Raw genomic sequence first — 12,277 nt, 5'->3', positions numbered from 1 at the left:
ATTTCATATTTGTTCTTTTTCAAAAATACTCCTCCTTCTTTTGTAGCAGATATGCAGTCTTACACCGCAGACATATACAGAAATGATACCACTTTTTTCCGGTTCTGCACAGAGACTTTCCATAATTTATTGACTTCTGTAAAGTCCACAGGTAAAATAAATACAATTACAGTTTTTCTGTATATAAATCAAGGACAGGAGAGAACCTATGAAAAAAATATGGATTACAGGTGCCGAAGGCCACATCGGTACTGCCCTTCTGGAACTGCTGGAGGGTGTGGAATATCAGCTTCTTCCAACGGATATTCACGAGGTTGATATTACCAAAATCGATGAAGTCACACAGTTTGTTTATGTCAACCGTCCCGACGTTATCATCAACTGCGCCGGTATGACCGACGTTGCCGAGTGTGAAAAAAACATCGACGAAGCCTATCGTGTCAATGCCATCGGTGTGCGCAACGTAGCGCTTGCCGCCAATGATATCGACGCAAAGGTTATTCAGATCTCAACGGATGACGTTTTCGACAAGGAATCCCGCATCCCGTACAACGAGTTTGATACCGTGCATCCGCGTACGATCTACGGAAAATCAAAAGAGGCCGGAGAGAAAATCCTGACACAGCTTTTGAACCGCTTTGTCATCATCCGAAGCTCCTGGATTTACGGGATCGGCCGCGATTTTGTGGATGAAGTACTCCGCAATGCGGCAAAGGGCGGCACGATGGAGGTTCCAAATAACCAGTATGCGGCTCCGACCAGTGCTTTTGAGCTTGCACGCGTGATCTGCCACTTTATCGACAGCGAGGAGTATGGTCTGTACCACGTTGTCTGCCCCGGAAGCTGCAGCCGCTATGAGTTTGCAAGAACCATCCTCGAGTATACCGGAAAAACCGGTGACCTTGATCTCTACCCGGTTGTCGCACGCGATGATGTCCGCCCGACCTATTCTGTTCTGGACAACATGATGCTCCGCCTGACCGGTATTCCTGAGCCGCTCGACTGGAAAACGGCACTGAAAGAATATCTCGAAGAAACCGGAGGAATCGAATAATGGTCCGAAACAGAAAAGAAACAACGGAAAAGTCAAAAAAGAAGCTCGGGCTTTCCACCCAGATTTTTATTGCCCTGCTGGCCGGTGCGCTGCTCGGCGTGGTGATTCACTATTGGATCCCGTCCAGCTATATCAAGGACACCGTCATCGTAGAAGGTGTGCTTTATGTCATCGGACAGGGCTTTATCCGCCTGATGCAGATGCTTGTCGTACCGCTTGTCTTCTGCTCCCTCGTCTGCGGAAGTATGTCCATCGGAGACAGCAAAACCCTCGGAAAGGTCGGCGTAAAAACGATCGGCTTTTACCTTGTTACCACAGCACTTGCCGTCTGCATCGCACTTGGAACCGCCCTGCTCATTCACCCGGGGCTCGGACTTAACATGAGTGCGGTTCAGAAAGCCGACCTGTCCTCGACAGCAGCAGATTCCAGCGTCAGCCTGGTGGATACACTGCTCAACATCATCCCGAAGAACCCGATTGGTTCCATGGCAAACGGCGATATGCTTCCCATCATCGTATTCGCCCTGTTTGTCGGCGTAATGCTGGCAAAGCTCGGAAACCGCGCTTCGGTCGTTTCCAACTTTATCAGCCAGTTTAACGATGTCATGATGGAAATGACCATGACGGTCATGAAGGTGGCCCCGGTCGGCGTTTTCTGTCTGATTGCACGTACCTTTGCAACGGTCGGCTTTTCTGCGTTCGCACCGATGCTGAAATACATGGGAAATGTAACACTGGCGCTGGCACTGCAGTGCTTCGTCATTTATCAGGTTCTTCTGTTCGTATTCACACGGCTGAATCCGATTAAATTCGTGAAGAAATTCCTTCCGGTTATGGGATTTGCATTTTCCACCGCAACCTCCAACGCAACAATCCCGATGTCGATTGATACACTGAACAAAAAAATGGGTGTCTCGAAACAGATCTCTTCGTTCACCATTCCGCTCGGCGCAACCATCAACATGGATGGTACCTCCATTATGCAGGGTGTCGCTGTCATCTTCATCGCAGAGGCATACGGTATTCATCTGACTCCGGCAAACCTCGCAACGGTTGTTGTTACCGCAACACTGGCTTCCATCGGTACCGCCGGTATCCCAAGCGTCGGGCTTGTTACCCTGGCTATGGTACTGAATTCCGTCGGACTGCCAACGGAGGGTATCGCTCTTATCATGGGTATCGACCGTATTCTCGATATGCTGCGTACCGCCGTCAACATCACAGGCGATGCTGTCTGCACAACGATTGTCAGCCATCAGGAAAAGGCGCTCAACCGCGAAGTATTCAATCGCAATTAACTGCAATAAACTGCTTGCGAAAAGCCTTTTTCAGACACGCTCTAAGGCTAAGAAAACGCGTTCCCGTTTTCGGAAACCCCTGTGGTTTCCGGCGGGAACGCGTTTTTCTTATCTTATTTTTCTGTTACAGTTCAAATGCCTGGCGGATGCTGTCGTAATGCAGGAATTTACCTTCTGCGGCGTACTCTTTGATTTCGTCCGGCGTAGCAAAACGGTAGCCGTCTGTTTCTTCCTCCTGAAGATGGAGATCTTCGTCTTTGACATCCATCACGAAGCGATAGACATCGACAAAGTAATTGTCTCCCTCATCCGGGTTGATGCGCCGGTAGGTAAAGAGATAACCGCCGTCAGCCTTGCTCACATCGAGTCCGGTTTCCTCTCTGACCTCACGGCGCACGGCCTCCCAGGAGCTCTCTCCTGCCTGTGCCGCGCCGCCGGAAACCTCCCACCAGCCCGGTGCCCAGGCTTTCGTCATGACACGTTTTGTGATAAGGAAGGTTCCGTCCGGTCTTGCGATTACGCCGAGCACCGTCAGGTGAAACTCGTCCGGCTTCATATGCCAGTCATTCCGCTTCATCGTGCGGCCGGTCGGCTGTTTGTTTTCATCATAGATATCCCAGAGTTCCATATCGTGTTTTCTCCTGTCGAACTTCTTCCGAACCCCATCGCGATTTTTCTTCCCTTTCGCATGGTTCTGAATCATTACAGATACTGTTTAATCTCTTCCATCACATTTTCCAGCGGAATCTGTGTTTTCAGAGTCTTATCGCGGGATGCAACCTCGACAACGCCCTGTTTCATATTTTTCGGGCTTACGATGATGCGAAGCGGAATACCGAGCAGGTCGGCATCGGCAAACATTACGCCGGCTCTGACGCTTCTGTCGTCGTAGATCACTTCGATGCCTGCGTTCTGCAGATCCTCGTACAGCTTGTCCGCGTATGCTCTTACTTCCTCGTCATCGACGCGGACCGCACAGAGGTGTACCTGCCACGGAGCGATAGCTTTCGGCCAGATCGGGCCGTACTCATCGTGATGTGCCTCGCAGACCGATGCTGCCAGACGGCCGACACCGATACCGTAGCATCCCATGATCGGGGTCTTGCTCTCGCCGTTTGCATCGACATAGGTCATATTCATGGATTTTGTATATTTGGTTCCAAGCTGGAAGATATTTCCGACCTCGATACCTCTGGAGATCTTCACGGTCTTTTTGCCGCATTTCGGGCAGATGCCGCCCTCCTGGATTTTTGCAAAATCGTGATACTCGGCATTCGGAACGTCGCGCTCCATGTCGAGTCCTTTGTAATGATGCTCTGCCTCGTTGGCTCCGCAGGAAAGGTTGTTTCTTCCCTCGAGGGATTTATCATAGAGAACAACGGCATCTCCGTTCACCTTCAGGTTCACCGGTCCGATATAGCCTGCGTTCAGTCCGCATTCTTCGGTGATCACGGCTGCGTGAACCTGCTCGCCGAGGAAGTTGACCAGCTTCGTCTCGTTGACTTCGAGATCACCGCGGATGAAAAGGACAACGTATTTATCATCAACATTCTGCTGATAAACAACGGCTTTGCAGGAGTTCTTTGTCTCGTCTCCGAAGAAATTGCAGACGTCTTCAATGGTGTGGACGTTCGGTGTGTAAACCTTTTCGAGTGCAGCGGATTCTGCGTCTCTTGCGATGTCGGAAATGTTCTCAGCTGCTTCCATGTTGGCTCTGTAATCGCAGGAATCACACAGAACGATGGAATCCTCTCCGACCGGAGTCAGAAGCATGAACTCGTGGGAGATATTTCCGCCCATCATACCGGAATCGGATTTGACAGATACCACCTCCGGCACGCCGACACGCTCGAAGATGCGCTCGTATGCTGCGTGGCATTTCTCGTAATACTGCTCCAGATCTTCCTGGCTGGTATGGAAGGAGTAAGCATCCTTCATCGTAAACTCACGCACACGGATCAGTCCGGCTCTCGGACGGGCCTCATCACGGAATTTTGTCTGGATCTGATAGATCATAAACGGATATTTGGTGTAGCTCTGTGCATACTCGCGTACAAGGTGTACGGCTGCCTCCTCGTGGGTCATGCCGAGTACCATTTTGGCATTGTTGCGGTCGGTGAAACGCAGCAGTTCATCGCCGATGCTATCGTAACGGCCGGACTCATCCCACAGAGAAGCCGGCATGACAACCGGGAACTGCACTTCCTGGCCGTCGATTTTGTCCATTTCCTCGCGCAGGATCTGCTCGATTTTGCGCACAATGCGGCGCAGCGGCAGATAGGAAGAATAGATTCCGTTTGCCATATATTTGATGTATCCGCCTTTTACCATAATAGCATGGCTGTCGATGACACAGTCAGCAGGTCTTTCTTTGAAGCGCTCTCCTACTAATTTTTCAAGTTTCATTTTCTGATTTCCTCCTTATTCTTTGGGTTTTCAACATCTGAAGTCTTCCAGACGCGAGAACATTCCAGCCTGTCCGATTTTAAGCTTTTAGTCAACATTTTACGCATCTAACTCATCACTGAAGTAACGAGAATGCGATGCTTCATTTTCAAACAGAAAAAAGCCCTAAACCGCAAGCTGCAGTTTAGGGCGAATTTTTTTATCCGCGGTACCACCTAAATTCAGGAAAACTCCTGCACTCTGACACAGAGCATTTGTACCCCACGATTTTTGTATTTTGTAATACGCGTGATCTCTGCTCTCTGTACCTTCTCTGTAACGGGAGATCCCGGTGCAGCCTACGAAATAAATTTTCCCTGATGGATTTTCTTCTCTTCGGTGCACAGCTCCAAGACCGGTTCACGATAGATTCTGCAAAAAGCTTTCACCTGCCGCTTTCTCTCTGAATGCGCTCTGTCGCTACTGTTTCTTTTCGTCGCTTTTTCACTGCACTGATTGTAGCAGAAACCGGAAAAGAATGCAAGCCCGTTCCTTCTGCTTTTTCTGCATAAACGCCCGCCCAGGTTACAGGCCTTCCCGATACATTCTGCTGATTGCCGCCTGGGCTTCCTCAGACTGTTTTTTCTCAATCCATGCTTTGCGGTCACTCAGGATAGCCAGCATCTCATCGACAACGTCCTCGGCGCGCGGGCTTGTGACGCGGTAGAGATAGCCGAGCATCCGCGTGGCGGTAAAATCGGTGTTCATCTGGCGGTATGCAATTTCCCGGCAGAAGTCGTCCGGGTAACCGTTGTGTTTTAACGCACGGTACAATTCGTCATTTCTCGTTTCTGGCATTGCCTGTCTCCCTTTTTCCTTTAAACATTTACGTTTCCGCTGTTCAGACCTTCCGTCTTTTCCTCAAGTGGCAGCCAGTCCAGTGCCTTTTTGATCCACTCATCCCAGAAATCCCATTCATGGCCACCCTTGCTCTCATAGTAGACAATGTCCATGCCGCTCTCTTCCATCCGTTTATGGTAGAGACGGTTTACTTCCAGAAGTCCGTCCTCTGTTCCGCACGCCTGGAATACGGTCGGCACATTGACAGACGGATCTTTTTTCCGTGCTTCCTTTAACTGCTCGATAAGAACAGCCGGGTTTTTGTCACTCTTTGCTGCTTCGACCAGATTTCCGAAATAACCTTCTTCATGTGCAAAGCTGTCCGCTCTGCTCTCTTCCGGATTTTCCAGCACATGAAGTGCACCGGACAGGCAGATCACAGCCCCGAAGGTATCGTGATATTTCAGGCCATTTCTGAGTGCGCCAAAACCACCCATGGAAAGGCCTCCGATAAAGGTGTCTTCTCTTTTTCTGGACAGCGGAAACATTTTTCTTGTAATCTCAACCAGTTCTTCTCCGATAAACTGTCCGTGCATGGCACCGATGGACGGCTGATCCACATAAAACGCATTCTCGCCGGCCGGCATGACAACGGCAAGGTTTTTCTCCTCTGCCCATCTTTGGATTCTGGTTCCATGAACCCAGTCTGTCTCATTCCCAAAAATGCCATGCAGCAAATACAGCGTTTTAAACGGTTTTTCCTCGCGCTCCGGCTGCCCAAAGGTAAATTTGTCGACCGGCAGAATAACCTGCAGCGGTACGGTGCGCATTAAAGTTTTTGACATGAAGCTTACCTGAATAAATGCCATAATAAAAATCCCCCTGTGGATATATATTTTTCTTTATTTTACGCCTTATTTCTGCGTTTCGTCAACGTGGAGTTTTGCGTTCCTCCGGTTCCGGCTTGCACCCCGAAGCAATTCACGATATAATCATGTTTATAGCAATCCCAGAAAATAATGCAAAAAATTCAGCACTGCAGAACGTGAATTACTGCGTCACGGATTTTCGTCGTACCCCGGTACGCCTTCAAATCCGTTCCTTGTAATTCGCGCCCTGCAGCACTGCCTTTTTTGCGTTATTTTCTGGTCTTGCTATAGTTTGAATTTTTTCTGTGACAAGATAAGGAGATTTTCTATTATGATAAAGTTGATTGCAACCGATGTCGATGGAACGCTCGTCAAAGACGGCACACTTCTGATCGACCCGGAATATATGACTGTTGTTTCCAGGCTTGTCGACCAGGGCATCCATTTTGTTGTCTGTTCCGGCCGCCAGTTTTCCAGTGAACAGAAGCTTTTCGCTCCGATCAAGGACCGCCTGCTCTACATCTCCGATGGCGGAACTGTCGTGCGCACACCGGAAAAGATTCTGAAAACATATCCGATGGAAACGGCACTCTGGAAATCCATGTGCCGCATGGTACACGACGAACTTCCGTCCTGCGACTGCTTTGCCGCCACCCCGGACTACTGCCTCGCCGAAGATGCCGGAAGCCGCATGTTTCACTGGCTCCGCGACTCCTACGGCTTCGATGTCCGCGAAGTACCGGATCTATCGAAGGTAGAAAACGAGGACATTATCAAATTCACAATCTACCATCCAACCTCCTGTGAAGAGCTTTGCTCCCCAAATTTCATCCCGGCGTGGAATCATCAGGCAAAACTCGCTGTCGCCGGTAAGGAATGGTTGGACTGCAACGCCCGCGGCGTCAGCAAATGGACCGGTCTCTCATTTCTGATGAACTACTTTGGCCTTACCCCAGACGAAGTCTGCTGCTTCGGCGACAACCTGAACGACATCGAGATGCTTCAGAACGCTGGCGAAAGCTACGCCGTCTCCAACGCCCGAGCGGAAGTCATCGCCTCAGCAAAACACACCTGCCCGCCGTACTGGGAGAACGGGGTGCTGCAGGTTTTGAAAACGTTTTTGAAGGAAACGACAAACCCGTTTTGAATCAAAAAATCCAGGCATCCTATACGGATGCCTGGATTTTTAATTCTCTGTTTCTTTACAGTACCCCATGCGGCGCAATGCCGATCGCAAATTCGACTGCAATCGCTACCAGGACTACCAGCAGCGAAATGATGAATCCGTGCAGCATCGGCTTTGCGCCGGAGCGGCAGAGGGATTTGAAATCGGTGTTCAGGCCGATGGCCGCAAGGGCGGCCACCATCAGAAATTTGCTGATGGTTTTTAATGCGGCTGCTGTGCCTGCCGGGATAAGACCTAAGGAGGTCAGTGCTGACATGGCGAGAAAACCTAAGATAAACCATGGAAAAATGGATTTGATGCTTACCTTTACGGCGGTTCCTTCTGCTGCCTGCGCCTTCCGTTTCAGATGTACGTTGATGGCGGCGAATGCCAGAACAGCCGGAATGATGGCGAGGGTCCGTGTCAGTTTTACCATGGTTGCGAAATCACCGGCAGCCTCGCTGAATGCGTAACCGGTGGCAACGACGCTTGAGGTATCGTTGACCGCAGTTCCGGCCCAGAGGCCAAACGCGGCATCTGAAAGGCCCATCCAGTGACCGAGGATCGGGAATACGACAATCATGACCGTATCAAATAAAAACGTTGCGGAGAGGCCATAGGCAATGTCCATATCGGTTGCCTCGATGACCGGCGCGATTGCCGCGATCGCGGAACCGCCGCAGATACCCGTGCCGGCGTTGATGAGGCTGCTCGTCTTCCAGTTCAGTCCAAGTGCTTTTCCGATCAGTGCGCCGAGGCCAAAGCACGTTGCCAGGGTAAATACCATAACCGTCAGGGAAAATCTTCCGACCGTCAGCACCGTGCGGATATTCAGGCTCGCACCGAGCAGAATAATCGCAAATTTCAGGATCTTCTTCGATGTAAATTTAATTCCCGGCGCTGTCACGCTGTTCGGCTTGTAAAAGGCATTCACAATCATACCGATAAACATGGCGATGACCGATGCCCCGATAAAGTGCAGTCCGGCGCTCTCCTCCAGGCTTTCCAGGAATTTCGCCGCAGCGGCAATCACCAGCGCAATCGCCGCTCCGGGAATCAGTTTCTTTGCGTTTTTCATAATAATAACTTCCTCCAGATGTATCGTTTTTTCTTTCTCTCTCCCCAAAACATTCCGTATTTTTCATCACGTCTGATGCTGCCACTTCCCGCTTCGATAGCGAAGGACAAAGAAAATGGCACGAACAACCCAGTCCATCGTCATGGCGACCCAGACACCGAAGACGCCGAATCCCATACGCACACCGAGCACATAGCTCATGCCGATTCTGCAGATCCACATGGAAAGAATCGAGAGAATCATGCAAAATGCCACATCATTGGACGCGCGGAGTACATTCGGCAGATTGAAGGCAATTGGCCAGATTATCATACAGCAGATGCCGTGGTAAACGATGATATCTTCCGTCATGGCTGTTGCCTCCGCAGACAGACTGTAAACGTGAAGCACCGCCGGAAGTGCCGCGATGACACCGAGACAGCAGACGATCATCAGGCCATAAATGATGATGTGCAGCTTTTTCGCATAGTATTTTACCTGCTCATAGTCTCCCGCTCCCGCGCACTGTGCGCTTACGGTCAGCACTGCATTTCCGATCGCCATACCGGGCAGTGTCTGGAAGACAGCAATCGTGTTGGACACCGCATTTGCCGCGATCGACGCTGTTCCGAACTGTGTGATCATACTTAAGACCATAATTTTGCCGAGCTGGAACATACTGTTCTCGAGGCCGTTCGGAATGCCGATGCCAAGGATTTTTTTCAGCATATGGAAATCCGGTTTTACTTTCACCGGATAAGAGCACCGCACCAGATACCGCTTATTATGTACGAGAACAAATGCTGCCACAGCTGCATACATACGTGAAAGCAGCGTTGGAATCGCAACGCCGTCCACGCCGAATTTCAGCGCATAGACCAGAAGCGCATTTCCCGAAATATTGATCAGGTTCATGACGATGGATATTTTCATCGGCGTTTTCGAATCACCCTGCGCGCGGAAAATGGCCGCACAACCGTTGTAAACCGCCAGAAACGGAATGGAAGCCGCTACGATCATCAGATAAATATTGCAGTTTCTTTCTACCTCTGCCGTAATGTTTCCAAACACAACATGTAGAATAAACGGCTTTAAAAGATAGACCGCCGCCATGATCACAACTGACAGCGCCGTTGTCACCAGCAGAAGCTGGTCAGCTGCCTCACATGCTTTATGCGGCCGCTTCTTTCCGATATACTGGCCGCACACGACGGCTCCGCCGGTTGCAATCGCGGTGAACATGTTGATCAGCAGAATAAAGATCGTATCAATCAGCGACACACTCGACACCGCCGCCTCGCCGACACTGGATACCATAATTGAATCCGCCATGCCGACTGCGATGGCAAGAAGCTGTTCAATCAGAAGCGGCACAATCAGCTGTTTCAGATCCGCATTGGAGAACAGGTCACCATCCCGTTCCTTCAGATAATTCATCTTTTGTTTCCTCCATTTTCATACCTTCTCCGTTGATGAGTTTTTACGCATGTGTATTACACTTATGCTGTTTTTATCTTACCTGCATTTTTACGTAAAAGCAAGAAGAACCGGCATTATCTCTTTACCGGTTCTCCATTGATTGTCTGTACCAGGACTTTGTCAAATCTTGCGTATTTTTTTACTTCTTTCATCAGCGTATCGAGGTCTTTCACAATCTGCTCGCGCTTTCCTGTCGGTCCTATGAAATATTCTCTGCCGCCCATTTCCAGCGGATTTCCTGTCGTTCTTGTGCGCACACCGAAAGTAAGTCTTCTGCTTCCTCTCCGGTAATAAATTGTATAGGTACGCGGCACATAGTTGAACAGGGAACTTTCTATTTCAGAAACCGTATAAAATTCACCACTCTCTTTCGCCGCCGCATACCGCCTGTCCTTCAGGCAGTCCATTTCGGCTACAGAAATAAAGCAGATCAGATAGTCCAGAAACGAAAACACAACCAGAATCAGCGCTTCCACGATTCGCCCCGTCTTTGTTTTATCCAAAATGTGAACATAGATATCTCCGTAAAATACCGCAAAGAAAAGAATAATACTCAAAATAATCTTAATCCACGGCCAGAGACGGGATTTAATTTTCCGGTTTACTTTAAAAACATTGATCCAGTCAAGCAACTGTTTTTCCTCCAAAGCTGTAATTATACATGTATTATACTACTCTCTTTCCCCCGTAAAAACAACAGAAATCCGATCACTTCCACTCTTCTCATGCTTTATTTTCCTTATACTTGACACCGTATGAAGTGAGGAGATCACAAAATTCGTCGGCACTGATTGGCATAGTACGGACACAACTAAATTGTGACTTATCAAATATCACAAAGCTAGTAAATGGATGATATGTTGAAAAAAACAGACCACTATCTTTTTGTTTTGATACGTTAAAGAAAAAATGATTTTTATATCTTTGTATAACGGAAAAATCCTCCCATACAATTTTTTTCTTATATCCCAAAAAGGCAAGTTCCATTCCCCACTTATGGATGTAAATACGTGTTAAAGCATCTACACTTCCCCATGACACTATCCCACAAATAAACATTATTCCAAATATTACCCAAAGCTTTTGAGGCAAATTATATAATTCACATTGTTTTTTTGCATCTTCCCAAAATCTTGTCATAAGATACCCGATGCCTATTAATGTAGCAACTTGTGCAAACATAAAAAACTTACGATATCCTGCTCTCATATTTTCTCTTTAATTCCTTCGATCTTTATTTTCTTTCCGTGTACTGAACACCATATGAAGTGAGCAGTTCACAAAATTCGTCGGCGTTAAGCGGCATGGTATGAACAGAACGATTTCGCGAATTATCGAATATTACAAAACTGGTAAAGGGATGAAACATTGCCCAATACGGACCTGCATCTTTTTGTTTTGACATATTGAAGAAAAAATGATTATGATATCTTCGTATAACAGAAAATTCTTCCCATTCGATTTTTTTCTTATATTTCAAAAATGAGATCTGCATTCCCCATTCATAAATGTAAATACTGGTTAAAGTATTTATAATTCCAGCAGCCGTACCAAAAGTATAAATCATAAACCACAATATCATAAGTGCTTTATCTTGCATGTTATAAGAACTAATTTGACCTTTTCCCTCTTCCCAAAAATTCAGCATAAGGTATCCGCAGCCCATAAATACCAATATACTAAAATATTTATAAAATTTACGATATCCTGCCTTCATATTTGCCACCTACTAATTTAACTTTTTGAACATTTCCGCTTTTACAACATCAAAGTTGTCTGCGCAAAGGAATCTGCACAATTCCAGATCGTAATAGCGGCTGGCGGTGACATAGAGCTTGGTGTCGTCATCGTAGCAGTAAGCACGATAGCGGAATGGATTGAGCTTTCCGATATTTTCTCCGCTGGTATCGGTCAGACCGGTCTGTTTTCCCCATATTTAAAACGAGCATTACCTCTATTAGAAATATAATACTTGTTTTTAATGAATATGCATGGAACTCATCTTTTCCATTTACCCATATACTCACCACATAGTAATTAATAATAACACACAGAATCAAATCTACACCTGTACCAAATTTTCCCCATATTACTTTCATACAATTTTCTCCTCGTTATTTCTTTCGACTG

13 protein-coding genes and 1 other annotated feature are annotated in these 12,277 nt (G+C 47.9%); of the genes, 3 read left to right on the top strand and 10 right to left on the bottom strand.

Annotated features, from left to right (window positions below):
* The first annotated feature begins 208 nt into the window (after window positions 1-208).
* A complete protein-coding gene (gene rfbD / locus DWW13_RS07580; protein WP_117509864.1) occupies window positions 209-1,054 on the top strand; it encodes a dTDP-4-dehydrorhamnose reductase in 846 nt (281 codons plus the stop codon).
* The gene (locus DWW13_RS07575) at window positions 1,054-2,352 is read left to right on the top strand and encodes a dicarboxylate/amino acid:cation symporter (protein ID WP_117509863.1); all 1,299 of its coding nucleotides are present in this window, start codon (window positions 1,054-1,056) and stop codon (window positions 2,350-2,352) included. Before rfbD ends, DWW13_RS07575 begins: the two co-directional genes overlap by 1 nt.
* A 124-nt stretch (window positions 2,353-2,476) precedes the next feature.
* Here DWW13_RS07575 and DWW13_RS07570 read toward each other — a convergent pair whose 3' ends face one another.
* The 4 genes from DWW13_RS07570 to DWW13_RS07555 form a co-directional block, all read right to left on the bottom strand.
* A complete protein-coding gene (locus tag DWW13_RS07570) occupies window positions 2,477-2,980 on the bottom strand; it encodes an NUDIX hydrolase (RefSeq protein ID WP_118719754.1) in 504 nt (167 codons plus the stop codon).
* 74 nt (window positions 2,981-3,054) lie between these two features.
* Window positions 3,055-4,758 carry a proline--tRNA ligase gene (locus DWW13_RS07565; RefSeq protein ID WP_022462387.1) on the bottom strand — a complete coding sequence of 568 codons (1,704 nt, stop codon included), beginning with the start codon at window positions 4,756-4,758 and terminating at the stop codon, window positions 3,055-3,057.
* Window positions 4,759-4,940: 182 nt separating this feature from the next.
* Window positions 4,941-5,243: a binding site (T-box leader), on the bottom strand.
* 79 nt (window positions 5,244-5,322) lie between these two features.
* The gene (locus DWW13_RS07560; protein WP_022461797.1) at window positions 5,323-5,595 is read right to left on the bottom strand and encodes a hypothetical protein; all 273 of its coding nucleotides are present in this window, start codon (window positions 5,593-5,595) and stop codon (window positions 5,323-5,325) included.
* Window positions 5,596-5,615: 20 nt separating this feature from the next.
* Window positions 5,616-6,446 carry an alpha/beta hydrolase gene (locus DWW13_RS07555; protein WP_055219937.1) on the bottom strand — a complete coding sequence of 277 codons (831 nt, stop codon included), beginning with the start codon at window positions 6,444-6,446 and terminating at the stop codon, window positions 5,616-5,618.
* A gap of 331 nt (window positions 6,447-6,777) precedes the next feature.
* On the opposite strand from DWW13_RS07555, the gene DWW13_RS07550 reads away from it, so the two are divergent.
* Entirely contained in the window at window positions 6,778-7,593 is an 816-nt protein-coding gene (locus tag DWW13_RS07550; RefSeq protein ID WP_117509860.1) for a Cof-type HAD-IIB family hydrolase, read from the top strand.
* Window positions 7,594-7,648: 55 nt separating this feature from the next.
* Here DWW13_RS07550 and DWW13_RS07545 read toward each other — a convergent pair whose 3' ends face one another.
* The 6 genes from DWW13_RS07545 to DWW13_RS18820 form a co-directional block, all read right to left on the bottom strand.
* Window positions 7,649-8,689: a YeiH family protein gene (locus DWW13_RS07545; RefSeq protein ID WP_117802372.1), complete on the bottom strand. Its 1,041-nt coding sequence runs from the start codon at window positions 8,687-8,689 to the stop codon at window positions 7,649-7,651.
* A gap of 66 nt (window positions 8,690-8,755) precedes the next feature.
* Window positions 8,756-10,105, bottom strand: a complete 1,350-nt coding sequence (locus DWW13_RS07540; protein ID WP_118719752.1) for an MATE family efflux transporter — start codon at window positions 10,103-10,105, stop codon at window positions 8,756-8,758.
* 116 nt (window positions 10,106-10,221) lie between these two features.
* The gene (locus DWW13_RS07535) at window positions 10,222-10,779 is read right to left on the bottom strand and encodes a hypothetical protein (protein ID WP_117804929.1); all 558 of its coding nucleotides are present in this window, start codon (window positions 10,777-10,779) and stop codon (window positions 10,222-10,224) included.
* A 91-nt stretch (window positions 10,780-10,870) separates the two neighbouring features.
* Window positions 10,871-11,356 carry a hypothetical protein gene (locus tag DWW13_RS07530; protein WP_117804928.1) on the bottom strand — a complete coding sequence of 162 codons (486 nt, stop codon included), beginning with the start codon at window positions 11,354-11,356 and terminating at the stop codon, window positions 10,871-10,873.
* Window positions 11,357-11,381: 25 nt separating this feature from the next.
* The gene (locus DWW13_RS07525; RefSeq protein WP_117761627.1) at window positions 11,382-11,864 is read right to left on the bottom strand and encodes a hypothetical protein; all 483 of its coding nucleotides are present in this window, start codon (window positions 11,862-11,864) and stop codon (window positions 11,382-11,384) included.
* A 127-nt stretch (window positions 11,865-11,991) separates the two neighbouring features.
* Window positions 11,992-12,246, bottom strand: a complete 255-nt coding sequence (locus DWW13_RS18820; protein WP_055219949.1) for a hypothetical protein — start codon at window positions 12,244-12,246, stop codon at window positions 11,992-11,994.
* Between the last annotated feature and the right edge of the window lie 31 nt (window positions 12,247-12,277).

This window comes from Blautia sp. AF14-40, from assembly GCF_003479665.1.
GTDB classification, from domain to species: domain Bacteria; phylum Bacillota; class Clostridia; order Lachnospirales; family Lachnospiraceae; genus Fusicatenibacter; species Fusicatenibacter saccharivorans.
Note: the sequence above shows the minus strand (reverse complement) of the source record. Positions and strands in the feature narration are given on the sequence as shown.

Bases quoted from the DNA above. Each gene is read 5' to 3' on its own strand.
- rfbD (WP_117509864.1), top strand. From the start codon at position 209: ATGAAAAAAATATGGATTACAGGTGCCGAAGGCCACATCGGTACTGCC.
- DWW13_RS07525 (WP_117761627.1), bottom strand. From the start codon at position 11,864: ATGAAGGCAGGATATCGTAAATTTTATAAATATTTTAGTATATTGGTA.
- DWW13_RS18820 (WP_055219949.1), bottom strand. From the start codon at position 12,246: ATGAAAGTAATATGGGGAAAATTTGGTACAGGTGTAGATTTGATTCTG.
- DWW13_RS07550 (WP_117509860.1), top strand. From the start codon at position 6,778: ATGATAAAGTTGATTGCAACCGATGTCGATGGAACGCTCGTCAAAGAC.
- DWW13_RS07575 (WP_117509863.1), top strand. From the start codon at position 1,054: ATGGTCCGAAACAGAAAAGAAACAACGGAAAAGTCAAAAAAGAAGCTC.
- DWW13_RS07540 (WP_118719752.1), bottom strand. From the start codon at position 10,105: ATGAATTATCTGAAGGAACGGGATGGTGACCTGTTCTCCAATGCGGAT.
- DWW13_RS07555 (WP_055219937.1), bottom strand. From the start codon at position 6,446: ATGGCATTTATTCAGGTAAGCTTCATGTCAAAAACTTTAATGCGCACC.
- DWW13_RS07545 (WP_117802372.1), bottom strand. From the start codon at position 8,689: ATGAAAAACGCAAAGAAACTGATTCCCGGAGCGGCGATTGCGCTGGTG.
- DWW13_RS07560 (WP_022461797.1), bottom strand. From the start codon at position 5,595: ATGCCAGAAACGAGAAATGACGAATTGTACCGTGCGTTAAAACACAAC.
- DWW13_RS07530 (WP_117804928.1), bottom strand. From the start codon at position 11,356: ATGAGAGCAGGATATCGTAAGTTTTTTATGTTTGCACAAGTTGCTACA.
- DWW13_RS07565 (WP_022462387.1), bottom strand. From the start codon at position 4,758: ATGAAACTTGAAAAATTAGTAGGAGAGCGCTTCAAAGAAAGACCTGCT.
- DWW13_RS07570 (WP_118719754.1), bottom strand. From the start codon at position 2,980: ATGGAACTCTGGGATATCTATGATGAAAACAAACAGCCGACCGGCCGC.